Source organism: Hydrogenophaga sp. L99, assembly GCF_058731905.1.
In genome coordinates this window covers 119977-144808 of record NZ_CM178972.1, presented here as the reverse complement: position 1 = coordinate 144808, position 24832 = coordinate 119977, and the positions used below count along the sequence as shown (strand labels likewise).

Sequence of the window (24832 nt, the reverse complement as noted above, 5' to 3'; positions counted from 1 at the left end):
CATGTCCAACGAATCAAGCCCCCGCCCAGAAACCGCCCTGCCGCAAGACCGCGAGCTGGTGCTCAAGGTCATCCCTATGCCGGCTGACACCAACGGCAACGGCGACATTTTTGGCGGCTGGGTCATGGCCCAGGTCGATCTGGCCGGCTCCGTGCTGCCGGCGCGCTATGTGCGCGGGCGCATGGCTACCGTGGCGGTGAACCAGTTCATCTTCAAGCAGCCGGTGCGGGTGGGCGACATCCTGAGCTTTTTCTCGCACGTCACGCGCGTGGGCAACACGTCCATCACGGTGCAGGTCGAGGTGTTCGCCGAGCGCTTCTCGGCCCAGGGGCAATACGTGAAGGTGACCGAAGCCAGCCTGACCTACGTGGCGATCGACAAGGACGGCAAGCCACGCGCCATTCCCAAGGAAGGCCTGAACATTCCGGGTTTGGCGGGCTGAACCGCGCTCAACTCGGCCAGCGCGAACGCCAGGTGCGGTAAATGTGGCTGGCCAGTGTCTGGCTGCCAGCCAGGTGCTGCTGGGTGGCGGCGTGCATGCGGGCCGGGTCTTGCACGCTGTCCGGGTGCAGCAGCACATGCAGCGGGTAGGCTTGGCCGGGGTGGGCCAGCCACGCGGCGATCTTGGCCGGGGTGATCTCAATGTGGAACTGCATGGCCAGGTGCTGCCGAATGGCGAATGCCTGGTGCACGCAGGCCGGTGAGCTGGCGATCAGCTCGGCGTTGGGCGGCAACTGCACAAAGTTGTCCTGGTGCCACTGAAACACCGTGGCCACCGGAGCGTCGCCCAACCAGTGGCGCGCCGACGCGCTGCGGCCAATGTGCAAGGGCAACCAGCCCACCTCGGGCTGCGGCAGCTGTTGCACTCGGCCACCGAAAGCCCGCGCCATGAGCTGGCCCCCCAGGCAATGACCAATGACGGGAATACCCAGCGCATCGGCCTCTTGAATCAGCGCCTCGGCCTGGCGCAGCGAGGGACGCTCGTCGTTGGCGCTCCAGGCACCGCCCAGCACGGCCAAACCTCGGAAACCCCGCACCGAAGTGGGGTACGCGTCACCAGCTTCGGTGCAGCGCACCTGCCAGCTGGCGCCTTGCTCGTCGAGCCATTGGCCCAGGTAACCCGGGCCGTCTTCCAGCAAGTGCTGCAACACCAGCACGTCGGCAGGGGTGGAGAAATCGGTGGATGTCATGGCCCGATCATAGAAAACGGTCAGGCGGCTGCGGCCAGCGCAGCCAGTGGCGCGGGCATGGCAGACGAATGGTGGTCCACGATGCGCCACAGGCCGGATATGCCTGCGGTGCGGCGGTAAGTGAAGCTGAAGCGGGCCGGCACCTCGCGCAGGTGCGGCGCGGGGGACAGCGTGAGCGTGTAGCGGCCCGAGCTCACCGCCACGTCGCCAAACACCCTGGGCAGCGCCTCCACCAGCGCCATGCGGGGCACGGGTTGCAGGGCAAACACAGCGTCGAAATACGCCGCAATGCCCTGTGGCGTGGTGATGAGCTGCGTGGCGGTTGTGCCCCAGAGCACCGCTTGCGGGTCGTACAGCGCGGCCATGGCCGCCGCATCGGCGCGGTTGAAGGCTGCGATCCAGGCCTCGGTGGCAGAGCGCACCGAAGCTTCATCCATGTCAGCACAGGCCTTGGCCGCCTCAGGCTTGCGGCCGATCAGCGCCGCGTTCATGGCGCGCCCTCGCCCCACCAGCCCACGCGCGGGGCGGCCAGCGCCTCGGCCAGCTCGGCGGGCGTCACCTCAACCTCCATGCGCAGCAGCGCACCCGCCATGGATTTGCCCAGGTTGTCCAGCCGCAGGTTGCGCGCGCCACCGCCTTGCAGTGCACCCCGCAGCACCAGTTTGATCGCCAGCAGGTTGGGTAACAGCCAGGCGTCCACCTCGCCAGTCATGTCGCTCCCCAGCCACGGCATGAAGTGGGTGCGCACCCGCTCGGCCGTCACTTCGCGGGCCAGCAGCGCGTAGCCCGCTGCGTTCCAGGCGAACAGGCCAAAGTCCACCCAGTCGGCCTTGTCGCCGCTGCGGGCGTGGGCCAGGCGCGCCAGCGGCACGCGAACCTTGTCCTTCATGTCAACCGATGTGTTCATGGCGCCGACCCTTCCAGCAGTTGCACGCGCACACCTGGCTCCACCGCCGCGCGGGGCACCAGGGTGGGCCAGATGCCCAGCAGTTCGCTGGTGTTGTGCAGGCCATGAAAGCCGCAGGTGTAGGCCGGCCCGCTCAGCGCGAGCCAGGGAAACAAGCGCCCGAAGCCATCGGCGGCGGCTTTCACCGGGGTGCGCAGCACCATGCGTGTCCACACCTCGTTGAGCTGGTTGAGGGCGTCGGCATCGGGCAGGGGCGCCAGGGCGCCGTGGGCCGAATTCAGGCCGGGGTGCTCGATGTACAGCTCGTCGTGCGGTATGCGTTTTTCAAGCAACTGGGTGAGGATAGCGGACTGCGCGGCCTGAGCCTTGTCCCAGGCATCGGGCCATGAAAAGCCCCAGGTCACCTCGGCTTTGTAGCCGTCGCGGTAGCCAGCCACCACCTTCAGCTGGTCGCTCGGCGCCTGCCCGCGTGCACCCGTGAGGCGCACCCGGTCGTGACCTTCGTCGTGCAGGGTGATATGGCCCATGTCCAGCACCACGTCGGGCGCATGGTAAGCGTGCGGGTTGTGCACCTCATACAGCAACTGCTGGCGCACGGTGTCGAAGTTGACGCGCCCGCCCGTGCCCGGCGCCTTGGTGATGAGCGCGGTGCCGTCTTCCCACACCTCGGCAATGGGGTAGCCAATATGCGTCAGGTCGGGTATGGCCTGCCAGGCACCCTGGCTGCCAAAGTTGCCGCCACTGCCCTGGCCCGAGCATTCCAGCAGGTGCCCCACGGTGAGGCCTTGCGCCAGGCGGTCCAGGTCGGCCTGGGCCGTGGCGCCGGTGAGCGTCCAGCCCAGGCTGTGCACCAGCGGGCCCAAAAACAGCGCTGCGTCGGCCACGCGCCCGGTGATGACGATGTCGGCCCCCGCGTCCAGCGCCTGCACGATGGGCTGCGCGCCCAGGTAGGCGTTGCCAAACACCAGGCGCTCGCGCACACCCGCCACCGGTTCGCCGGTGAACAGGTGCGCCCAACCGTCGGCCGGCTTTGAGGCGTCGAGCAACTGCGGCAACACGTCGTCGCCGGTGACCACCGCCACCCGCGCCGTGAAACCTTTGGCGGCAAATGCCGCCAGCACCGCCTGCGCGGCTCCGTGCGGGTTGAGCCCGCCCGCGTTGCACACAAAGCGCACGCCGCGCTCAGCCATGAGCGGCCATAGCCGCAGCAGCATGGGCACCACATCGCGGGCATAGCCCAGCGCCGGGTCGCGCTGGCGGTCTTTTTGCAAAATGGCCAGGGTGAGTTCGGCCAGGTGGTCGCTGGCGATGAACTGCACGTTGCCGCGTTCGATGCTCGCGACCACCGGTTCCCAGTTGTCGCCGTAAAAGCCGAGACCGGCACCAATGCGTATGGACTTCATGGCAGGCTCTTAACAATGAAGTATTCAGCATAGCGCCCCGGCATGCGTTCACCAAGCGGCCGCTTGGCACAAATGTCCGTTGTGTCGCCTACAGCACTGTCCTGCGGGAAACCCCCATGGGCAAGCCTTTGAGTCCCCGACTAAGCTCCGCAAAAGCACGGGCGTTCGGAAATGCCACCTGCATACGCAGGTGTTCACCCGTCTGGCGCCCCAGAGAACAATTTAGGAGACAAGCGTGCAATTGCTGCAACTGCTCATCAGCGGTGTGGCCCAGGGCTGTATCTACGGACTCATCGCCCTGGGTTTCGTGCTGATCTACAAGGCCACCGAAACGGTGAGCTTTGCCCAGGGCGACCTGATGATGGTGGGCGCCTTTGGCGGCCTGGCCGCCATGACCGTGCTGGGCTTCCCGTTCTGGCTGTCGGTGCCCGCCGCCATTGTGGGCATGGGCGTGTTTGGCGTGCTGCTGGAGCGGGTGGTGATCCGCCCCATCCTGGGCCAGCCGGCGTTTTCCATCGTGATGCTGACGATTGGAGTGGGCTATGTGCTGCGCGGGCTCATCACCATGATCCCCGACATTGGCACCGACACCCACACCCTGCCCGTGCCCTATGCGGGCGAGGTGCTGCGCCTGGGCACGCTGGTGGTGTCGGCCGAGCAGGTGGTGGTGATTGGCGCCACCGCCGTGCTGTGCGCCGGCCTGTTTGCCATGTTCCGCTACACCAAGCTCGGTATTGCCATGCAGGCTTCGTCGCAAAACCAGCTGGCGGCTTATTACATGGGCATTCCCGTGAAGCGGCTCAACGGCCTGGTGTGGGGCCTGGCTGCCGCGGTGGCGGCCATTGCCGGCCTGCTGCTCGCGCCCATCACCTTTGTGCACGCCAACATGGGCTTCATCGGCCTCAAGGCGTTCCCGGCGGCGGTGGTGGGCGGCTTTGGCAGCCTGCCCGGCGCCATTGTGGGCGGGCTGATCATTGGCATCGTGGAGGCGCTGGCGGGCTTCTACATGGCCGAAGGCTTCAAGGACATTGCGCCTTACATCGTGGTGCTGATCATGCTGGTGCTCAAGCCCAACGGGCTGTTCGGCGAAAAACTCCGAAAAAAGGTTTGATGACATGAACCCCCACGTTCATCACTTCGTGTATTCACTGCCCCCCGAGGGGGCCTCAGCCTCCTTGAGGCGGCTCTGCGGAGACTAAATGAGATTTCTCTTCAAGACCGACTACAACCAGGACATCCGGCTGGCCAAGCACGGCGGCCATACCTTCTGGTACAGCCTGCTGGGCGTGCTGCTGGTGGCAGCGCCCTGGCTTATTCAAGAGTACTGGCTGGCGCAACTCACCTTTGTGCTGATCTACGCCATCGTCGGCCTGGGGCTGATGCTGCTCGCCGGCTTCACGGGCCTGTTTTCGCTGGGCCATGCGGCGTTTCTGGGCGTGGGCGCTTACACGCAGGCCATCATGGTCAACGCGGGCGTGCCGTTTCCCATTGCGCTGGCTTGCGCGGGTTTGCTGTCGGCCGCTGTGGGCATGGTGGTGGGCTTGCCGGCGCTGAGGGTGAAAGGCATTTACCTGGGCATGGCCACACTGGCGTTTGGCTTCATTGTGGAAGAGGGCATGGCGCGCTGGGAAAGCATGACCGGCGGCAACTCGGGCCTGATGGTGAACCAACCCAGCCTGTTTGGCTGGGAACTGGACTCGTCCAACGAGTTTTACTTCTTGTGCCTGCTGATCACCGTGGCGTCCACGCTGGCCATCGTCAACCTCATGCGCTCAAGCACCGGCCGGGCGTTTGTCGCTATCCGCGACTCGGAAATTTCTGCGCAGAGCATGGGCATTCACCTGGCGCGCTACAAAACCATGAGCTTTGCGCTGTCGGCTGCGCTGGCCGGTATTGGCGGTGCGCTGTACGCCCACAAGATCCAGTTTTTGTCGCCCGACCAGTTCAGCCTGCTGCAGTCGGTCGACCTGCTGCTGATGGTGGTGATTGGCGGCCTGGGCTCCATCCACGGGGCGTTTCTGGGTGCCATTTTCATCATCGTCATGCCGCAGCTGATCGCCATTGGCAAAGACTTTTTGCCCGCCGTGATTGGTGAAGCCGCCGGCATCAAGGGCGTGGTCTACGGCATGGTGTTGATCGCCATTGTGTTGTTTGAACCCATGGGTCTGTACGGCCGCTGGCTCAAGATCCGCACCTACTTCCAGCTCTTTCCGTTCTACCGCAAGGGTATGTTCAAGCGGCAAAAGAGCTTCCAAAAATCCGACCGGTTGAAATGATGGAACACCACCCCCGCGCCGCTTCGCGTCACCCCCTCAAGGGGGCAACACCTGCCACCCGGCAAAGCCGGTTCGGCGGTGTTCCCGGCTTGGGCTTCTTCGCCTGTGCCGCTTCTGTTTTGGCGAGTCTTTCATGACAGACGACATCCTTCTTTCAGCGAAGAACCTCAGCGTGCGCTTCGGCGGCGTGCTGGCGGTCAACAACGTGAGCTTCGATGTGAAGCGCGGCGAGGTGTTCACCCTGATCGGGCCCAACGGCGCCGGCAAGACCACGGTGTTCAACCTCATCAGCCGCATCTACACGCCCACCACCGGCACCATCGACTACGCCGGGCCGCAAGGCATGCTCAAGCTCACCGACCAGCCGCCGCACAAAATAGCCAGCCTGGGCATTGCGCGCACCTTTCAAAACATCGAGCTGTTTGAACACGCCACGGTGCTGCAAAACCTGCTGATTGGCCGCCACACCCACCGCAAAACCGGGCTCTGGAGCGAGATTTTCTTCACCGCCAAAACCCGCGCAGCCGAAATTGAGGCGCGTGAAAAAGTCGAGCAGGTCATTGAACTGCTGGACCTGCAACACCACCGCGAATCGATGGTGGCCGGGCTGCCTTATGGCGTGCGCAAAGTGGTTGAGCTGGCGCGCGCTTTGTGCACCGAACCCAAGCTGCTGCTGCTGGACGAACCCTCTTCAGGCCTGAACGTGGAAGAAACCGAAGACATGGCGTTCTGGATCACCGACATCAAGGACGAGCTGGGCATCACGGTGCTGATGGTGGAACACGACATGACCCTGGTGTCCAAGGTGTCCGACCGCGTGCTGGCCATGAGCATGGGCGCCGAACTGGCCACCGGCACACCGGCCGAAGTGCAGCGCGACCCCGGCGTGATCGAGGCCTACCTGGGCTCGGTGGACGACGTGTCCAGCCTGCGGCGTGAGAACCACGTGGGAGCATCCGCATGACGGCCCCGGTCACTGACAACGCCGTGCTCAAGCTGCTCAACGTCGAGAGCGCCTACGGCCCCATCAAAGCCATTCGTGGCGTGAGCCTGCAGGTGCGCCGCGGCGAAATTGCCACCGTGCTGGGCAGCAACGGCGCGGGCAAAACCACCATTCTGAAAACCATCAGCGGCATCATCGACCCGCGCAAGGGCAGCATCGAATTCAAGGGCGAAAACATCACCGCCCAGGACCCGGCGCACATCGTGCAGCAGGGCCTGATGCACGTGCCCGAAGGGCGCGAAGTGTTTCCGCTGCTCTCGGTGCGCGACAACCTGCTGATGGGCGCCTACACCCGCAAAGACCGCGACGGCGTGGCGCGCGACATGGAGGTGGTGTTCAACTACTTTCCCATTTTGCGTGAGCGCGCACTGCAAGACGCCGGCCTGCTCTCGGGCGGCCAGCAGCAGATGCTGGCCATCAGCCGCGCCCTCATGGCCAACCCCGACCTGATCTTGCTCGACGAACCGAGCCTGGGCCTGAGCCCGAAGCTCACCAAAGAGATCTTCGAGATCGTGGTGCGCATCAACCGCGAGCGCGGCACCACCATCTTGCTGGTGGAGCAAAACGCCAACATGGCGCTGAACGCTTCGGACTACGGCTACGTGCTGGAAAACGGCCGCATCGTGATGGAAGACACCTGCGCCCACCTGCGCGAGAAGGACGACATCAAGGAGTTTTACCTGGGCATGAAGGAAGAAGGCGTGCGCGCAGACCGGCGCTGGAAGAAGAAGAAAAATTGGCGCTAGATGTGGCTCCCCCCGCAGCGCTTCGCGCTACCCCCCAGGGGGCGGCACTGGCCGTCTGGCAAAGCCAGCCCGGCTGTGCCCTGGGTTGCACGGCTCCCCTGCGTATCGAATGTGGTTTTGACCTTGGACATCGAGCATGAGTAATCTCTGGGACCTCTCCGGCATCCAGCCGCAAACCGCCGTGGTGTTGCCCGGCGACACCATTCCAGCCATGTTCTGGAACGCGGTGAAAGCGCGTGGCCCCAACGTCTGGATGCGGCAGAAAGACTTTGGCATCTGGCACAGCTGGACCTGGAACCAGACCGCCGAGGCGGTGCGCGAAATCGGCAACGGCCTGCTGGCGCTGGGCTTCGCGCCGCACGACACGGCCTCCATCTTGTCCAACACCAACATCGACTGGGTGCTGGCCGACATTGCCGTGCTCAGCGCGGGCGGCGTGTCCAACGGCATTTACCCCACCGACGCAGCCGAGCAGGTGCAGTACCTGTGTGAAGACTCCAGCACCACGGTGCTGTTTGTGGAAGACGACGAACAGCTCGACAAAGCCCTGGCCGTGCGCGAGCAACTGCCCAAGCTGCGCAAGATTGTGGTGTTTGACATGGAAGGCCTGCGCGACCTGCACGACCCGCAAGTGATGAGCCTGGACGCGCTGCGCGCGCTGGGCCGCGAGCACGCCAAACAATTCCCCGACGCCTTGCAAGCCCGCGTGGCCGCTTGCAAACCCAGCGACCTCGCCATTTTGGTTTACACATCAGGCACCACCGGCAAACCCAAAGGCGCCATGCACAGCCACCACGGGCTGGTGTACACCGTGCGCGGCTACAACACGCTCATTGCCCGCAGCGACGCCGACGAATGCATGTGCTTCTTGCCGCTGTGCCACATTGCCGAGCGCATGGGCGGCGAGTATTTTTCGCTCTACACCGGCGCCAAACTCAACTTCGTTGAAAACCCCGAAACCGTGCCGGAAAACGTGCGCGAGATCGCACCCACGGTGTTCACCGCCGTGCCCCGCGTGTGGGAAAAGTTTTACTCCGGCGTCATGATCACGCTGAAAGAAGCCGGCAAGCTGCAGCAAGCCGCCTACGCCTGGTCCATTGGTGTGGGCCAGCGCGTGGCCGACCTGGTGATGGCGCAACAGCCGGTGCCCGCCCCGCTCAAGCTGCAGTTTCACCTGGCGCGGGTGCTGGTGCTCAACAACGTGCGCAAGCTCATCGGCATTCACAAAGCGCGTTTTCTGGTCACCGGCGCCGCGCCCATTTCACCCGAGCTGGTGCGCTGGTACATGGCCCTGGGCGTACCCATGCTGGAGGTGTGGGGCATGACCGAAACCTGCGGCGCGTCCACCGGCGTGCCGGCCGAGCGCATCAAGCCCGGCTCCATTGGCCCAGCCGCGAGCTACAACGACGTGCGGCTGGACCCGGTCACCAGCGAAATCTTGGTGCGCGGGCCCAACGTGTTCATGGGCTACCTCAACCAGCCCGAGAAAACCGCCGAGACCATCGACGCCGATGGCTGGCTGCACACAGGCGATGTGGGCGTGGTCGATGAGGAAGGGTTTTTCCGCATCACCGACCGCATGAAAGACATCATCATCACCGCAGGCGGCAAGAATATCACCCCCAGCGAACTGGAAAACGAGTTGAAGTTCTCGCCCTACGTGACCGACGCGGTGGTGATCGGCGACAAGCGCCCTTACCTCACCGTCATCATCATGATTGATCAGGAGAACGTCGAAAAATATGCGCAGGACAACGACGTGCCGTTTTCCAACTACGCCAGCCTCACGCGTGCCCCCGAAGTGCAGCAGCTTATTCAAGACGAGATCGACCGCGTCAATAGAAAGTTTGCCCGGGTGGAACAGATCAAAAAGTTCTTCCTGCTCGACACCCAGCTCAGCGCCGAAGACGAAGAACTCACGCCCACCATGAAGCTCAAGCGCAAGCTGGTGGAAAAGAAATACAACCCGCAAATTGAAGCTATGTACAGCTGACGCGCAGCCAGTGCTTTTTGATCACCCATCCCATTCACAACGAAGGAGACACGAGACATGAAACACACCCTGACATTGATCGCCGCCAGCCTGGCCCTGGCCAGCACAGCGGCCATGGCGCAGTCGCAAGGCGTCAGCAAAAACGAGCTGGTGCTGGGCTCCATTCAAGACCTGTCCGGCCCACTGGCCGGCTTTGGCAAGCAGGTGCGCTTTGGCATGATGCTGCGCGTGGACGAAGCCAACGAGCAAGGCGGCATCAACGGCCGCAAGATCAAGCTGCTGGTGGAAGACTCGGGCTACGAGCCACGCCGCGCCGTGCTGGCCGCGCAGAAGCTCGTCAACCAGGACAAGATTTTTGCCATGGTTGGCCACATTGGCACCGCCCAAAACATGGCCGCCATGCCGGTGCAGTTTCAGAAGAACGTGATCAACTTCTTCCCCGTGACCGCCGCGCGTGAAATGTACGAGCCATTCCACAAGCTCAAGTACTCGTTTGCCGCCACCTACTACGACCAGATGCGCGTGGCCGTGCCCAAGCTGGCCAAAGAGAAAAACGCCAAGAAGGTGTGCACCATGTACCAGGACGACGAGTTCGGCCTGGAAGTGTTCCGCGGCGCCGAGGCCGGCCTGAAGGCAGCGGGCATGCAGTTTGCCGAAGTCACCACCTACAAGCGCGGCGCCACAGACTTCTCGTCGCAAATGCAAAAGCTGGCTTCGTCCCAGTGCGACCTGGTCGTCATGGGCACCATCATTCGCGAGACCATTGGCGGCATTGCCACCGCCCGCCGCCTGGGCTTCAACCCCACCTTTATCGGCTCCAGCGCCGCTTACACTGACTTGATCCACAAGCTGGGCGGCCCCGCCATGAACGGCTTCTACGCCACCATGACGGTGCAAAACCCCTACACCGACGAAGCTTCACAGCCGATCCGGTTCTGGGCCAACAAGTACAAGACCAAGTTCAACGAAGACCCGACCGTGTTCTCGGTGTACGGCTACTCGCTGGTTGACTCTTTCTTGCGTGCTGCAGGCAAAGCCGGCGCCAACCTGACCACCGACAGCTTCATCAAAGCCATGGACACGATGGTGATCCCACCGGACATTTTCGGCAGTTCCGAGATGACCTTCAGCCCCACCAAGCGCCTGGGCAGCGACGCCACCCGACTGTCGCAGCTGCAAGACAACCGCTGGAAAGTGGTGTCTGAGTATTTCAAGGTGAACTGAGCACGGTCTCTGTTCAGCGCGGCCGTCAGTGTGCAAACGCTGACGGCCTTTTTTCATTGAAATGAGGCGCTTTGCCCTTTCCCCCGCAGGACCCGAGATGCACATCACGCCCCAGCGCGAGCCGCGCTTTGACCCCCTCACCGACGAGAAGGTTTCGATCTACCAACCCGACCAGCACGGGCGCATATTCCCCGGCATTCCCCACTTCACCAGCCACGCCGAGCACCGGCGCCACCTGAAAGAACGGCTCGTGGGCGCCTGCCGCGCCTTTGCGCTGCAGGGCTTTGACTACGGCTTTGCCGGGCACCTGACGGTGCGCGACCCCGAGCACCCGCACCTGTATTGGACCAACCCCATGGCGGTGCATTTTGCGCAGGTCAAGGTGTCCAACCTGATCCTGGCCGACCACCAGGGCCATGTGGTCGAGGGCCAGCATGCGATCAACCGCGCCGGCTTTGTGCTGCACGCCGCCGTGCACGAAGCCCACCCGGACATCGTCGCCATGTGCCACGCCCACACGCTGTACGGCACGGCGTTTGCGGCACTCGCCCAGCCGCTGGAGCCCATCTCGCAAGACGCCGCCGCGTTCTTTGAAGACCATGTGGTCATCAGCGACGAGGCTGGTCAAGTCGCGGTCGAGGTAAAAGCCGGGTTGAAAGTGGCCGACTGGTTCAAAGGCGTCAAAGCCGCCATCCACCAAAACCACGGTCTGCTGACCGCCAGCCGCCACAGCATCGAAGCGGCCGCGTTCTGGTTCATTGCGCTGGAACGCTGTTGCCAGCAGCAGCTCCTGGTGCAAGCCACAGGCATCAAACCCCGGCTGGTGCCGCCGGAGAAGGCACGCTACAGCCGAGAGCACGTCGGCAGCGAATACATTGGCTGGCTGCACTTCCAGACCATCTGGAACGACTTGCTGCGCACCCAGCCCGACATGTTCGATTGAGCAGCACAGCAACCCGGCCCGCCAACGCGGCCACGCCACCCCCATGAGCATCACGCCCGCCTGGGCCGCCCTGCTGGCCGACACCCTGCTAGCCCTGCACCTGGGCCTGGTGGTGTTTGTGGTGGGCCTGCTGCCCCTGGTGTTGCTAGGCGGCGCAAGGGGTTGGCGCTGGGTGCGCCGGCGCGGCCTGCGCCTCACCCACCTGGGCCTCATGGCCTTCATCACCGCACAAACCTGGCTCGGCCAGCTCTGCCCCCTGACCGTGTGGGAACAAGACCTGCGCCGCCTGGCCGGCCAGGGCAGCTACACGCATAGTTTCATCGAGCACTGGCTGTCGCGCCTGCTGTATTGGGAAGCCCCTTGGTGGGTGTTTGTGGCGGCCTACACCGGGTTTGCGGTGCTGGTGGCGGTGGCGTGGTGGTGGGTACCACCGAAGGGCCACTGTGCGGAATGACAGGTCACGCGGCGTCAACCGGTAGTGAAATCAAACCGCGAAAAAATGGTGTTTCATACAATCCCCAACTTATGAAACCACCCGTCGCCCATGCCGAATTGATCGCCACTTTCAAGCGGGCTGAAGCAGATGCTGCGCACAAGCGTGGACTGATCATCAAGGCCGCCCAAAAAGGCCCCAAAGCCATTCAAGCCGCCGTCGGTACCGCGGAGCGGGCGGACAAACGCAGGGACACGTTTGCGAAAAAGCTGCAGGCCTTGGGTGTGATGCTGGAGGGTTGAGCGGGGCTGAACTTCTGGTGAGCGGCCACCTCCACGGCGCTCCGTGAAAGGAGGCTGTCGTTGGGCTGTTTTCAGCCATCAGCTGACCTTGCCCGGCGCCAGCCGGGTACCCGATAAAGGCTGCTTGCTGTCGGTGACCTTGCGCGCCTGAATGTCGGCCCCCCGCGGTCACCTGCCGTTCAAGGACGTAAGTGTCGAACGGCCGCTGTATCTGCGTTACCGACTACTCAATACATGATGGCCCGGTCGTGCGTCGAGAACGACTCCTTGCGCTAGAGGCCAGAGGTGAGCGGCTGTTCACAGAAACAGCACGTGAATACCCCAAAAATGCCCTATGTGACATCGCCAGCGATGAAGAAAATTCTGGCGAGAGGTCAGACCATGGGAAACGTCACCGATGTCCTGCCGGCTGGCCGAAGGATTACCTAGGTTCCAACAAGTCGCATTGAAATCTCTCGCGAGGCGGCAGTGAGAACGGGCAGGTGTACTTTCACGATCTGCTGCACGGTCGCCACCTTGTGCATCCACGTCAAATTGAGCGCAGCGATCACCTCGTCACCGGCCCAGATTGGTACAGCAATCGAGTCCCTGTCGTCGTTCCATTCTCGACGCGTCTGGTCGAAGTGCCCACCAAAGTCAGGGGTCCTGTGCCCGTACCCCAATCGCCGTGTTTCGTCGAGCAGGCGTTCCACCATCGCGGGCTGGCGCGCCATGAAATTGCCAGGCTCGTTGCTGGCCACTAGGCGCTGCAGCATCGCCTGACGTTCGCTCTCGCTGCAGAAAGCAATGTAAGCCCGGCCCGACGCAGATCGCAGCATGTTGATGCGAAAGCCGATCGGCCCCACCGGCACGTGCGAGAAGTAGGACTTCGGTCGATTGGTTTCGACCACCTCCATGCAATCGAGGCGCGGAACGGCCAGCACGGACGGCCAGTTGACCTTGCGACACAGCCGCTCCATCACCGGAGCCGCTACCTCGACAAGGTAGTTCTCGTCGTTCAGCTGCGGGGCGCGTGGCAGCAGGGTGTGGCTTGCCATGTAAGCGCCATCAACAAGACGCTGCCAGACCATTCCTCGCTTCTCGAGCGTAACGATCAAACGCGTCAAGGTGGCTTTCGGAAGGCCAGTCGCAAGGAACAGGTCGTGCAAGCTGGCCGCCCGTGCCTGGTGCAAGTACTGCAGCACCTCAAGGCCCCGGTCCAGGGCGCGGATCGACTTGACTTTGTAATCGCGCATGGCTTGTAGATTTCGGTGAGTTTCACCAGGAGAAAACTTCTTTCGTGATCCTACCCGATGAACTTGCTTGCCGCGAATACTCACGTCCATCCCGGATCTCAGATACCAGGGAGCAAAAAACGACAGGAGACAAGACAGCGCCGGGCGCCGCCATTCAGCCCGGTGCGCCATGTCTCCTTATCTGCTGCACGGTCGCAGTTGCATCCAAGGAGTCATGTTCATGAGTTTTTCCCACGAAGACGTGCAGCGCCTGCTGCAACTGCTGGACAGTTCGCATTTCGATGAACTGCACCTGGAAGCCGATGGCATCAAGCTGTCGCTGCGCAGGGGTGGCGCTGCTGCGAGCCCAGCGCCCATAGCGCCTGTGGCTTCTGCTCCTGCATCCTTGCCGCCAGCGACGCCTTCAGCACCTGCGGCAGCCCCCGCTGCCGCGGCGCCCCAGGCCAGCGGTGACACCAGCTTGCTGGAAGTCCGGGCACCGATGCTGGGTACCTTCTATGGCGCGCCCAAGCCGGGTGCCGAACCCTTTGTCGCCGTCGGCGGTCGCGTCAGCGCGAACACGGCCGTGGGGATCATCGAGGTGATGAAACTGATGAATTCGATCTCCGCTGGGGTCGAAGGCGTGGTGGTCGAGGTGCTGGCCCGCGACGGTGACCTGGTCGAGTTCGATCAGGTCCTGATGCGTGTTCGTCCGGCTTGAGCACGACCATGAAGACAGCAGACCAACTGGCCGTGGACGGCCCGATCCGGCGGGTGCTGGTGGCCAACCGCGGTGAGATCGCCGTGCGCATCATCCGCACGCTCAGGCGCCTGGGCATCGAATCGGTGCTGGCCGTTTCGGCGGCCGACCGCAACAGCATGGGCGCCCGCCTGGCCGACCGAGCCGTGTGCATCGGCCCGGCCCGTGCCACCGACAGCTACCTGCGCATCGGCACGCTGATCGAGGCGGCGCGGGGTGTCGGCGCACAGGCCATTCACCCGGGCTACGGATTCTTGTCGGAACGCGCGGAGTTCGCGGCGGCCTGCGAAGAGAACGGCCTGATCTTCATCGGCCCGACGGCCGAACAGATCGAACGCGTGGGCAACAAGCTCGAAGCCCGGCGCTGCGCTGAACAGGCCGAGGTGCCCATCGCGCCCGGCGGTCAGGTGGATAACCTGCCCGCAGCGCTGGAGATGGCCGAGCAGATCGGTTACCCGGTGTTGATCAAGGCCGTGGGTGGTGGCGGCGGGCGCGGCTTGAAGCGCGCCAACACACCGGCCGAGCTGAGCGCGCTGTTCGACCTCGCCAGTTCCGAAGCCCTGGCGGCGTTCGGCGACGGCCGGGTGTATGTGGAATGTTTCGTCACCCAGGGCCGCCATGTGGAAGTGCAGATCCTGGGCGACGGGCAGAGCGTGATCCACCTGGGTGACCGTGATTGCTCGGTGCAGCGCCGTTACCAGAAGCTGGTCGAAGAAGCACCCGCGCCGCACCTCAGCGATCAGATGCGCCGCGACTTGCACGCCGCTGCGGTGCGCTTCTCCAAGCACATCAACTACCGCAGCCTGGGCACGATCGAGTTCCTGGTCGATGTCGCGCGCCAGCGCTTTTACTTCCTGGAGATGAACGCGCGCATCCAGGTGGAGCACCCTGTGACAGAACAGATCACCGGGCTCGATCTCGTGGCCGAACAAATCATCGTTGCGCAAGGCCACCCACTGCGCATGAAGCAGGCCGACGTTCGACTGACAGGCCACGCGATCGAGTGCCGCATCAACGCCGAGGACCCGACGCAAGATTTCCGCCCGGCACCCGGCAGGCTCTCCACGGCCCACTTCCCGGCCTGGACGGACCTGCGCGTGGACACCCACATGGAAGCCGGCGCGATGATCCCGCCGTACTACGACTCGATGATCGCCAAGGTCATCGCCACAGGCAGCGACCGCGAGCACGCCCGGCGTCTGCTGGAGTCTGCGCTGGCCGATGTGCGCATCGACGGCGTGCTCACCAACATCGCGCTGCATCGCGCCGTGCTGGCCACGCCAGAGTTCATCGAAGGTGGGTTCGACACGGGCTTTCTCGGTCGCTTCCTGGCGGGCTCCGGCGCGGCCATCTTCGGCCAGCCTGTCACGCCGCCCGCCCCACAGGCCAGCACCCTCACCGCTTCTGAAGGACCACGCTCATGAGCGCCAACACATTGAGTTCCAGCGGCCCCGACTTCATCGACACCACGCTGCGCGATGGCAACCAGAGCCTGTGGGGGGCCACCGGCCTGCGCACCGGGATGATGCTGGAGGTCGCCCCCGATCTCGACCGCGTCGGCTACCGCGCGCTCGACTTCACTACCAGCACGCACATGGCCGTCACAGTGCGGTTCCACAAAGAGAATCCTTGGGAGCGCATCCGCCTGATGAAGGCGCTCATGCCGCGGACGCCGCTGAGCTTTCTGTCCACCGGCATGCGCTTCATTTCATGGGAGACGGCGCACCCCGAGCTGATGGCGCTGTCTTACCAATTGCTGGTGCGCAATGGCATCGAGCGTTTCATGGTGATGGACCCCATGAACAACATGCAGGCCGTGACCGACAGTGCCACGGCCATCGCGGCGGCGGGCGCACGCGAGATCGTCGGCGCCATTGTCTACACGGTCAGCCCCATCCACGACGACGCGCACTTTGCCGACGCGGCGCGCAAGCTCGCTCTGGTTCCGGCCATCACCCGCGTCTACCTGAAAGACCCGGGCGGTCTGCTCACACCCGAGCGCGCTCGCACGCTGCTGCCAGCGCTGCACGCGGCGCTGGGCGGCAAGCCGCTGGAGCTGCATTCGCATTGCACCATCGGCCTGGCCCCGTTCACCTACGCCGAGGCTCCGGAACTGGGTGTGCAGTCCCTGCACACCGCCGCACGGCCCCTGGGCAACGGCAGCAGCCAGCCGGCCATCGAAAACGTGGTGGCCAACCTGCAAAGCCAGGGCGTCTCGGTGAATCTGGACATGGAAGCCGCGGCCCGCGTCAGCAGCTTCTTCAACAAGCTCGCCGCAGCCGAAGGCCTCGCCACCGGCGTGCCGCAGGAGTACGACATGCGCTACTTCCAGCACCAGTTGCCGGGCGGCATGATCGGCACCATGCGGCGCCAGCTGCGCGAAATGCGCCAGGAGCACCGCCTGCCCGAGGTGTTCGAGGAGGTCGCCCGCGTTCGCCGCGAACTGGGCTACCCGATCATGGTGACGCCGTTCTCGCAAGTGGTCGGCACCATGGCTGTGATGAATGTGCTGGCACCCACGCGCTACGCCAACGTGCCCGACGAGGTCATTCGCTACGTGATCGGCCGCTTCGGCACGCCGCCCGCACCGATGGACGCCAACGTCCGCGACCGCATCGAGCAGCTGCCCCGGGCGCGCGAGCTGGCCACGCAAGCTGCGATGCCGGAACTAGCGGAGTTGCGCCGCAAGTTCGATTCGCGCCTGTCCGACGAAGAGTTCATCTTGCGCGCCACCATGCCCGCCGAGCAGGTGGACGCGATGGTGGCCGCAGGCCCTTGCCGCCAGCACTACAGCGCCGTGGCCAGCCCGGTGGAGCGGCTGGTAGGTGAGTTGGCGCGCCGACCCGATGTCACCCACGCGCGGATCGAACGGGACGGCTTCCTGCTGGACCTGCGGGCCAACCCAACCGCCGCGACCCAAGGAGCAGCAACATGATTCAGACATTGGCACACACGCCTGGCCCGGCGTACGCTGAAACGAGATTGGCCAATGTGCGTGGCTTTGTGTTCGACATCGACGGCACGCTGGCACTCGCGGACAAGCGCCTCAGTGGCTACCAGCCGTTACCGGGCGCCTGCGAGTTGCTCGCCTTGCTACGCCAACGGGGCATCCCCTATGTCGGGTTCACCAACGGCAGCACCAAAACGCCACAGAAGTTGTCGGAGGCCCTGACGGCCATCGGCATCGAGCTTGACGAGCGGCACACCCTGACCCCCGTGAGCGTGGCAGTCGACTTATTTCAACGCCGTGGCTACAAGCGGCTGCTGGTGCTCGGTGGCGAAGGTGTCTGGAAGCCCCTGGCGGACGCCGGCTTTGATGTCGTGCGTTCGCCCGAGCGGGCAGACGACGCCGATGCGGTGCTGATTGGCTGGCATCCGGAATTTGGCCTGGGTGACCTGGACGCCGCATGCCGGGCCGTGTGGGCCGGCGCGGCGTTCTACACCGTCTCCAAAGCCGCGGTGGTGGCTAGCCGGGAAGGCCGCACGCTGGGCATCTCGGGTGCGCTGTCGGCAGCCGTGGCCAGTGTCACGGGCAAAAAGGCGGTGGTCGTCGGTAAGCCATCACCCCAGGCGCTGACCTGCGCCAGTGGTCGTCTGGGTGGTGTGAGGCCTGCCCAGATGGCGATCGTTGGCGACGACATCAGCCTGGAAAATGCGATGGCCCACCGTGGCGGCGCCATGTCGATTGGCGTGCACACCGGTCTGAACAGCGCCGAGGATTTCGAGCGCCTGTCGCCCGCCAGCCGAGCCCACCTTTCAATCAGCGGCGTCGACCGCTTGCTGGAGTTGCTGTCATGACCGCCTCGACCGCAGTGGTGGCACCTGTCGAGGTGCTGTGGACGCCCCGACCGGACCAGATCGAGCCGACCCGGCTCGCGGCCTACATGCGCTGGCTGGCCACCGACAGGGGCTTGAACTTCAACCGCTACGACGCCCTGTGGCAGTGGTCCGTGGACGAACTGGAGGCTTTCTGGCAGTCGATCTGGGACTATTTCGAGGTGCAGGCCGATGGGGCCTGCGAACCGGTGCTGGGCTCGCAGGCCATGCCCGGCACGCAGTGGTACCCGAACGCCCGGTTGAACTACGCCGAACACGTGTTTCGCCGCGCCACCGATGAACGCCCGGCGATCATTGCGCGCAGCGAAGACACCGGCACCCACGAGGTCTCCTGGGCCGACCTCCAGCGCGACACCGGCGCCATGGCGGCCCACCTTCGCGCCTTGGGCGTGGGGCCTGGCGACCGCGTGGCGTCGTACATGCCCAACCGGCCCGAGACGGTGGTGGCCTTCCTGGCCTGCGCCAGCCTGGGGGCGATCTGGTCCAGCTGTTCGCCCGACATGGGCGCCACCGTGGTGCTCGACCGCTTCCGCCAGATCGAGCCGAAGGTGCTGCTGGCCGTGGACAGCTACAGCTACAACGGCAAGATCCACGACCGGCGCGAGCTGGTCGATGAGTTGTTGGGCGCCTTGCCGACCGTTCGGCACGTGATCCATGTCGCAGGGCCGATCTGCCGCGCTGCGTCCCACAAGCCGCCGGCGTGGCGCGATCGCACGGAGTGGTCTGAGGCCATTGCGGCCGACGCCGAGCTGCGCTTTGAGCGCCTGCCTTTCTCACATCCGCTATGGATCGTCTACTCGTCGGGCACCACCGGGTTGCCCAAGGCCATCGTGCACAGCCAGGGTGGCATCGTGCTGACACACCTGAAGACCATGGCGCTGCAGCACGACCTGCGGCCAGCCGACCGGCTGCTGTTCCTGGGCGGCACCGGCTGGATTGTCTGGAACCTGCAGATCGGGGCCTTGTTGACCGGCGCGAGCATCGTGCTCTATGACGGCAACCCGGCCTGGCCCGATGCGGCCGCGCTGTGGCGCTTCATCGACGAGCAGAAAGTGACCCTGTTCGGTTGTGGTGCGGCCTACCTCATCAACTGCAAAAAAGACGGGCTGCGGCCGCGCGACATCGCACCGTTGCAGAGCCTACGCGCCATCAATGCCACGGGGTCTCCGTTACCCATAGATGCCTACCACTGGGTCTACGACGCGGTTAAGCCCGATCTGTGGCTCGCCTCGATCAGTGGCGGCACCGACATCGCCTCCGGCTTCGTGGCCTGTGCGCCGATCCTTCCGGTGACGGCGGGTGAGATCCAGTGCCGTGAGCTGGGCGTGGCGGCCTATGCGTTCAACGACAAAGGCGAACCCGTGACCGACGAGGTGGGCGAACTGGTGATCACGAAGCCCATGCCGTCGATGCCGATTTGCTTTTGGGGCGACCCCGAGCACCGGCGCTATCTGGAGAGCTACTTCGAGATGTACCCCGGCCTCTGGCGCCATGGCGACTGGCTCCGCTTCACCGATCGCGGCACCTCGGTGATCTACGGCCGCTCGGATTCGACCATCAACCGCCACGGCATCCGCATGGGCACGGCCGAAATCTACCGGGTGGTGGAAGAGCTGACCGAGATCCGGGACAGCCTCGTGGTCGATCTTGAGTACCTCGGTCGGCCTTCGTTCATGCCGCTGTTCGTGGTGCTTGAACCTGGGCAGGTGCTGAACGACGCTTTGAAAGCCCGGATCGTTCAACAGATCAAGACCAAGGCGTCTGCCCGTCATGTGCCCAACGAGATCTACCAGGTCGACGAAATCCCGCGCACGCTCACCGGCAAGAAGATGGAGGTGCCGGTGCGCAAGCTGCTGCTCGGGGCAGAGCCCGAGAAAGTGGCCAGCCCCGATGCGATGGTCAACCCGAAGAGCATTTCCTTTTTCCAGCGACTGGCAGAACAGCTGAAAGATGAGCTGAATGCTCCGCAAACCAGCTGACCCGATGTCACAACCGTTCGTTTTTTAACCCCCCCGCGGAAAGCTGCAATTCGACGGCAACCGCATACCTACCGTGTAGCAACACAAGGAGACAAGCATGAGCAACAAACCCAAAGTCCTGATGATCATCACGCTGGACACCAAGGCAGTGGAAGCGAAATTCATTCGCGAGGTGCTGGAGTCGCAGGGCGTGGACGTGGTCCACCTCGACGCCAGCATCCGCAGGTCCACCGACTCAAGCGTCGAGATCCCGCCAGAGGCGATTGCGGCAGCGGCAGGCAAGACCCTGGAAGAGGTGCGCGACCTGAAGCACGAAGGCAAATGCCAAGGGGTCATGATCGAAGGCTCGGTCAAGTGCGCCCTCGAGTACCACGCCAAGCACGGCCTGAGCGGCATCATCGGTGTGGGCGGTTCGATGGGAACCGCCCTGGGCACCGTTGTCATGGGCATGTTCCCGTACGGTTTGCCCAAGGTGATGGTGTCCACCATGGCGTCGGGCTTCACCAAGCCCTTTATCGGCGCCAAGGACATCAATATGTTCAACCCGGTGTGCGACATCGCCGGCCTGAACAGCATCACCCGCGACGTGTTCCGCAATGCCGCGCTGGCCACCGCAGCCATGGCCAAGAACTACTCGCCCACACGCGTCGAACCCAAGCCGCTGGTGGCGATGACGACACTCAGCACCATCGACGCTTGCACCGTCAACGTGCGCAAACAGCTCGAAGCCAAGGGCTTTGAAGTGATGGTGTTCCACACCCTGGGCACCGGCGGCATGGCGATGGACCAGATCGTGAGCGAGCGCGACGTGGTCGCGGTGGTCGACACCTCGCTGGTGGAGATCAATGACTTTCTCAACAACGGCCTGTGCAGCGCCGGTCCGGACCGCGCCAAATCGGCACTGGCGAAGGGTGTGCCAGTGATCTTCGCGCCAGGCAATGCCGATTTCATGGTGGCCGGTCCGATCGACATGGCCAAAACCATGTTCCCGAACCACCGTTACCACATGCACAACCACGCCCTGACGGCGGTCCGCACCGAGCCGAGCGAACTCAAGGCGCTGGCCGACCACATGGGTGGCCTGATTGCCGATGCCAAGGGGCCTGTGTCGTTCTTTGTGCCACTCACCGGCTTCTCGCACCACGACAGCCCGGAAGGCCACTTGCACGACCCGGCCATGTGCCCGGTGTTTCTCGACGCACTGAAAGCCGCCTTGCCGAAGACGGTGGTGGCTCGCGAGTTCAACTGCCACATCAACGACGCACAGTTCGCAGACGCCATCGTTGAGCAGGTGCTGGCTTACACAAAAAACCGGGCAATGGCCACGGCGTGAAGGCGCGCGGTGCGCGCCGTACCTTCTGGCGTGCACCGCTTCCCCCGCGCTCCTTGCAGGAAATGACATGGACATCGACAAGCTGATCGCCATCGACACGCACACCCACCTGGAGGTGTCGTGCCGCAACCCGTTCGACAACTACGGGGAAGCGTACGACCGCGCGGCCGACAAATACTTCCGATCCAGCAGGCGCCCGACGATGGAGGAAACACTCGCCTACTACCGAGAGCGCAAGGTCGGTTTCGTCAATTTCACGGTCGATGCCGAGGCGCAACTGGGACGCCAGCGCATCAGCAACGAAGAGATCGCGGAAGCGGCCATGGCCAACAGCGACATCATGATCGCGTTTGCCAGCATCGACCCGCACAAAGGCAAGATGGGGGCGCGCGAAGCGCGGCGGCTGATCGAAGACTTCGACGTCAGGGGCTTCAAATTCCACCCGACGGTGCAAGGCTTCGAGCCGCAGGACCGCATGGCCTGGCCGATCTACGAGGTCATCAACGAATACCAGTTGCCCGCCATCTTCCACAGCGGGCACTCGGGCATTGGTTCAGGCATGCGTTGTGGCGGCGGCCTGCGGCTGCAAAACTCCAACCCCATGCTGCTGGAGGACGTGGCGATCGCCTTCCCCGACATCCAGATCGTCATCGCTCACCCGAGCTGGCCCTGGCAGGACGAAGCGATTTCCCTGGCGATGCACAAGCCCAACATCTGGATCGATCTGTCGGGCTGGAGCCCCAGGTATTTCCCGCCGCAGTTGGTGCAGTACGCGAACACGCTGCTCAAGGACCGCATCCTCTTTGGCAGCGACTTTCCGCTGATCACGCCGGATCGCTGGATGAAAGACTTTATGGAAGCGGGCTTCAAGCCCGAGGTTCATCCCTTGATCTTGAAGGACAACGCGGTGCGGCTGTTGAAGCTCAAACCAGACGCAAGCCCAGCCGCCTGACGCGGTTGGTTTTTATCGGTCGGTGACCCAGGCAAGGTCAGGGGCGCGCCGATGCCAGTCCGTTGCTTGCTGGAACGCAGAGCCCAGGGCCAGCAAGCGCGGCTCGGCCCCCGTCCGCCCGACGAGCTGGATGGCGACCGGCAATCCGAGTGCATCAAAACCCGCAGGCAGACTCAGCGCGCAACCACCCACATGGTTGACCCAGCGGGTGAACTGGCCCAGCGGCGACCCGCGTTCGTCGACAGAGCTGAGGTCCGGCGCGCTGCAATGCACAGTGGGCAGGAGCAGCACTTCATCGGCCGGCAACCACCGCCGAAACCGCTCACTGGCTTCGACGCGCGCGGCGCGGGCGGAGCGGATGGTGTCTGGGTCAGCCACGCGAGCTTGTTCGAAACGACGTTGCAGTTCCGCTCCGAATCCGCTCGGATCGGCCTCGAACCGCGCGCGGTGCAGGTCCCAGGCTTCAGCGCCGATCAACGTTCCTGCGTCTTGCGTCAGATCGGCCAGGGCGAACGGCGGCACGCTCTTGCTCGGCAGCGCGCCCAGGCGAACGAAGACGTCCACCGCCGCGTCCAGAGCGCGCTGAACGGCGGGTTCCACCGTGACCGGATAGGCTGTGCTGTCGAGCACGCGAAGACGCCAGCCATAGGGCGCTGGCATCGGCGCCAGGCGGATGCCCGTCAGCACCTCGAACAGTCGAGCACAGTCGTCTGCGGATGACGCCATCGGACCCACGCTGTCGTACGACGGAGCCAAAGGAAACACACCGTCTTCCGGGATCAGGCCGAAGCTGGTCTTGAGCCCGGTGATGCCGCACAACGCGGCCGGCATCCGTATAGAGCCTGCGCTGTCGCTGCCCAAGGCGGCCCGCACCATGCGCGCGGCCACCGCAACCGCCGAGCCGCTGCTGGATCCGCCGGCCACCCGCACGGTGTTTCCGTCCCAGGGGTTGCGCGGCGTGCCCATCGCGGCGTTGATGCCCCAGCCGCCAAAGGCGAGTTCGACCATCTGTGTGTGGCCGACGACGTGGGCGCCGGCATCCAGCAATCGCTGGACGGCGGTGGCGGTTTGGGTCGCCCGCCGCGCCGACAACATGGGCGAACCAACGCTGGCGATGTCGCCGGCGAGGTCGAAGCAGTCTTTGATCCCGATGTCCCATCCGTGCAATAGGCCCGCTGCAGTCGGAGGCTGCCCGGTGGATCTGACCCGGACAAACGCGTGCAGTGCGCCGTTCAGGGCGTCAAAAGTTTCTTGACGGGCTGCCGTTGAACTCATTGACTCGGCGGAGAGTCACCCGTGCCGCCGTTCGGCCGGCCATTCAGTCTGTAGCCCACCGGCAAGAGTTGTAATCCGAGGCGGTGTTCGATCTCGCCCCAGATGCCTCGCGGCACAAACAGGGCAAACAACAACGCGGTCGCGCCGAGCCCGATGAGGTAGGTCACCCCGGTGGCGCCGAACAGGGTTTCGATGGTGAAAAACAGGACCGCGCCAAGGATGGGGCCTTCGTAGGTGCCGATGCCGCCGACCAGCACCATGAAGATCATGTAGGCCGTCCATTGCACGCTGAAGTAGTTCTGGGGCTGGAACGTGATCGAGCTGGCGAGCCACAGGGCGCCCGCTGCCGCGCAGCCAAACGCCGACAGCACGAAGATCAGGCGCTTGGAGGGCAGCACACGAACGCCCACCGAGCCGGCCGCTTCCTCGTTGTCTCGGATGGCCTGCGCGGCGGTGCCCATCTTGCCGCGCAACATCACGAACACGAGCCAGGCCAAGGCGGCCATGGTGCCCAAGGCGGCCCAGTAGGTGTAGTTGCGTCGGTCCTCGGCGGCATAGGCTTGCAGCGCGATCAGCGAGGTGCCCGTTTCGCCCTGAACGAGGTTGTCCAGGTTGACCAGCAGGTGGCACAGAGCGGCGACGACCCACATGCCGATCGCGAATTCACCGCCGCGAAGTCGCAGCATGAAAGCGGCGATGGGTATGGACAGCGCACCGACCAGCATCGCCGCCAGCAACAGCGCCAGGTACGGGCTGACGCCCCAGTCGGCCAGGCGGATGGCGGCATACGCCCCCAAGCCAAAGAACGCCTGGTGCCCCACGGACAGCAGGCCGGCGTAGCCCGCCAGCGCGTTCCACATCAGGGCCAGGATGCCGTAGATGAACAGGGTGGTGAGTCGCTCCACCACGTTGGGCGACAGGAACAGCGGCCCCGCAACGAGCACGAGCTGGGCGGCCGCCACCAGCGACACGGTCATGATCGAGGGCAGGGTCCATCGCGTGACGCGGGCGGTGGTGCCCGGGCAGGTGATGGCAACGGGAGGGTGTGGAGTCAGGTTCATG

The 24832-nt window shown here is 64.2% G+C and carries 24 protein-coding genes; 17 read left to right on the top strand and 7 right to left on the bottom strand.

Translation table 11 applies throughout. The annotated features are described in order from the left end of the window. The first annotated feature begins 1 nt into the window (after nucleotide 1). Complete coding sequence (locus tag AC4QBL_RS00615) at nucleotides 2-442, top strand: acyl-CoA thioesterase (protein ID WP_472900891.1); 441 nt, start codon at nucleotides 2-4, stop codon at nucleotides 440-442. A gap of 7 nt (nucleotides 443-449) precedes the next feature. Here AC4QBL_RS00615 and AC4QBL_RS00610 read toward each other — a convergent pair whose 3' ends face one another. The 4 genes from AC4QBL_RS00610 to AC4QBL_RS00595 are packed head-to-tail and all read right to left on the bottom strand — an operon-like array spanning nucleotide 450 to nucleotide 3500. Then, the gene (locus tag AC4QBL_RS00610; protein ID WP_472900890.1) at nucleotides 450-1190 is read right to left on the bottom strand and encodes a type 1 glutamine amidotransferase; all 741 of its coding nucleotides are present in this window, start codon (nucleotides 1188-1190) and stop codon (nucleotides 450-452) included. Between the two features lie 20 nt (nucleotides 1191-1210). Continuing rightward, nucleotides 1211-1681 carry a nuclear transport factor 2 family protein gene (locus tag AC4QBL_RS00605; protein WP_472900889.1) on the bottom strand — a complete coding sequence of 157 codons (471 nt, stop codon included), beginning with the start codon at nucleotides 1679-1681 and terminating at the stop codon, nucleotides 1211-1213. Then, the gene (locus AC4QBL_RS00600; protein ID WP_472900888.1) at nucleotides 1678-2097 is read right to left on the bottom strand and encodes an AtuA-related protein; all 420 of its coding nucleotides are present in this window, start codon (nucleotides 2095-2097) and stop codon (nucleotides 1678-1680) included. Before AC4QBL_RS00600 ends, AC4QBL_RS00605 begins: the two co-directional genes overlap by 4 nt. After that, nucleotides 2094-3500, bottom strand: coding sequence for an acyclic terpene utilization AtuA family protein (locus tag AC4QBL_RS00595; protein WP_472900887.1), 1407 nt, complete (start codon nucleotides 3498-3500; stop codon nucleotides 2094-2096). The genes AC4QBL_RS00600 and AC4QBL_RS00595 overlap by 4 nt, the downstream gene beginning before the upstream one ends. 235 nt (nucleotides 3501-3735) lie before the next feature. Between AC4QBL_RS00595 and AC4QBL_RS00590 the strand changes: the two genes are divergently transcribed. From AC4QBL_RS00590 to AC4QBL_RS00550, 9 genes are all read left to right on the top strand, one after another. Beyond that, nucleotides 3736-4611 (top strand): branched-chain amino acid ABC transporter permease, encoded by an 876-nt coding sequence (locus AC4QBL_RS00590; protein ID WP_439114655.1) that lies wholly within the window; start codon nucleotides 3736-3738, stop codon nucleotides 4609-4611. A gap of 88 nt (nucleotides 4612-4699) precedes the next feature. Then, on the top strand, nucleotides 4700-5776 hold the full coding sequence (locus AC4QBL_RS00585; protein WP_472900886.1) for a branched-chain amino acid ABC transporter permease: 1077 nt from the start codon (nucleotides 4700-4702) through the stop codon (nucleotides 5774-5776). A gap of 133 nt (nucleotides 5777-5909) precedes the next feature. Further along, on the top strand, nucleotides 5910-6740 hold the full coding sequence (locus AC4QBL_RS00580) for an ABC transporter ATP-binding protein (protein WP_472900885.1): 831 nt from the start codon (nucleotides 5910-5912) through the stop codon (nucleotides 6738-6740). Next, the gene (locus AC4QBL_RS00575) at nucleotides 6737-7525 is read left to right on the top strand and encodes an ABC transporter ATP-binding protein (protein WP_439114658.1); all 789 of its coding nucleotides are present in this window, start codon (nucleotides 6737-6739) and stop codon (nucleotides 7523-7525) included. Before AC4QBL_RS00580 ends, AC4QBL_RS00575 begins: the two co-directional genes overlap by 4 nt. A gap of 136 nt (nucleotides 7526-7661) precedes the next feature. Further along, the gene (locus AC4QBL_RS00570; protein ID WP_472900884.1) at nucleotides 7662-9518 is read left to right on the top strand and encodes an AMP-dependent synthetase/ligase; all 1857 of its coding nucleotides are present in this window, start codon (nucleotides 7662-7664) and stop codon (nucleotides 9516-9518) included. 57 nt (nucleotides 9519-9575) lie between these two features. Continuing rightward, entirely contained in the window at nucleotides 9576-10742 is a 1167-nt protein-coding gene (locus AC4QBL_RS00565; RefSeq protein WP_472906828.1) for an ABC transporter substrate-binding protein, read from the top strand. A gap of 97 nt (nucleotides 10743-10839) precedes the next feature. Further along, on the top strand, nucleotides 10840-11685 hold the full coding sequence (locus AC4QBL_RS00560) for a class II aldolase/adducin family protein (protein WP_472900882.1): 846 nt from the start codon (nucleotides 10840-10842) through the stop codon (nucleotides 11683-11685). A 43-nt stretch (nucleotides 11686-11728) separates the two neighbouring features. Then, nucleotides 11729-12139 carry a DUF2784 domain-containing protein gene (locus AC4QBL_RS00555; protein WP_472906829.1) on the top strand — a complete coding sequence of 137 codons (411 nt, stop codon included), beginning with the start codon at nucleotides 11729-11731 and terminating at the stop codon, nucleotides 12137-12139. A gap of 71 nt (nucleotides 12140-12210) precedes the next feature. Continuing rightward, nucleotides 12211-12420, top strand: coding sequence for a hypothetical protein (locus AC4QBL_RS00550; protein WP_472906830.1), 210 nt, complete (start codon nucleotides 12211-12213; stop codon nucleotides 12418-12420). A gap of 425 nt (nucleotides 12421-12845) precedes the next feature. Here AC4QBL_RS00550 and AC4QBL_RS00545 read toward each other — a convergent pair whose 3' ends face one another. After that, nucleotides 12846-13655, bottom strand: coding sequence for a helix-turn-helix domain-containing protein (locus tag AC4QBL_RS00545; protein WP_472906831.1), 810 nt, complete (start codon nucleotides 13653-13655; stop codon nucleotides 12846-12848). A 220-nt stretch (nucleotides 13656-13875) separates the two neighbouring features. On the opposite strand from AC4QBL_RS00545, the gene accB reads away from it, so the two are divergent. The 7 genes from accB to AC4QBL_RS00510 all read left to right on the top strand — a co-directional run bounded on the left by accB (nucleotide 13876) and on the right by AC4QBL_RS00510 (nucleotide 22495). Beyond that, nucleotides 13876-14355 (top strand): acetyl-CoA carboxylase biotin carboxyl carrier protein, encoded by a 480-nt coding sequence (gene accB / locus AC4QBL_RS00540; RefSeq protein ID WP_472906832.1) that lies wholly within the window; start codon nucleotides 13876-13878, stop codon nucleotides 14353-14355. An 8-nt stretch (nucleotides 14356-14363) separates the two neighbouring features. Continuing rightward, nucleotides 14364-15818 (top strand): acetyl-CoA carboxylase biotin carboxylase subunit, encoded by a 1455-nt coding sequence (locus AC4QBL_RS00535; RefSeq protein WP_472906833.1) that lies wholly within the window; start codon nucleotides 14364-14366, stop codon nucleotides 15816-15818. Next, nucleotides 15815-17329, top strand: coding sequence for a hydroxymethylglutaryl-CoA lyase-like TIM-barrel protein (locus AC4QBL_RS00530; protein ID WP_472906834.1), 1515 nt, complete (start codon nucleotides 15815-15817; stop codon nucleotides 17327-17329). Before AC4QBL_RS00535 ends, AC4QBL_RS00530 begins: the two co-directional genes overlap by 4 nt. Continuing rightward, nucleotides 17326-18192 (top strand): HAD-IIA family hydrolase, encoded by an 867-nt coding sequence (locus AC4QBL_RS00525; RefSeq protein WP_472906835.1) that lies wholly within the window; start codon nucleotides 17326-17328, stop codon nucleotides 18190-18192. The genes AC4QBL_RS00530 and AC4QBL_RS00525 overlap by 4 nt, the downstream gene beginning before the upstream one ends. After that, complete coding sequence (locus tag AC4QBL_RS00520; RefSeq protein ID WP_472906836.1) at nucleotides 18189-20210, top strand: acetoacetate--CoA ligase; 2022 nt, start codon at nucleotides 18189-18191, stop codon at nucleotides 20208-20210. Before AC4QBL_RS00525 ends, AC4QBL_RS00520 begins: the two co-directional genes overlap by 4 nt. A 97-nt stretch (nucleotides 20211-20307) precedes the next feature. Further along, complete coding sequence (locus AC4QBL_RS00515; RefSeq protein ID WP_472906837.1) at nucleotides 20308-21543, top strand: Tm-1-like ATP-binding domain-containing protein; 1236 nt, start codon at nucleotides 20308-20310, stop codon at nucleotides 21541-21543. Between the two features lie 67 nt (nucleotides 21544-21610). Beyond that, nucleotides 21611-22495, top strand: a complete 885-nt coding sequence (locus AC4QBL_RS00510; RefSeq protein WP_472906838.1) for an amidohydrolase family protein — start codon at nucleotides 21611-21613, stop codon at nucleotides 22493-22495. Nucleotides 22496-22507: 12 nt separating this feature from the next. Here AC4QBL_RS00510 and AC4QBL_RS00505 read toward each other — a convergent pair whose 3' ends face one another. Beyond that, entirely contained in the window at nucleotides 22508-23662 is a 1155-nt protein-coding gene (locus tag AC4QBL_RS00505) for an amidase (RefSeq protein WP_472906839.1), read from the bottom strand. A gap of 104 nt (nucleotides 23663-23766) precedes the next feature. Then, nucleotides 23767-24831 carry a branched-chain amino acid ABC transporter permease gene (locus tag AC4QBL_RS00500; RefSeq protein ID WP_472906840.1) on the bottom strand — a complete coding sequence of 355 codons (1065 nt, stop codon included), beginning with the start codon at nucleotides 24829-24831 and terminating at the stop codon, nucleotides 23767-23769. Between the last annotated feature and the right edge of the window lies 1 nt (nucleotide 24832).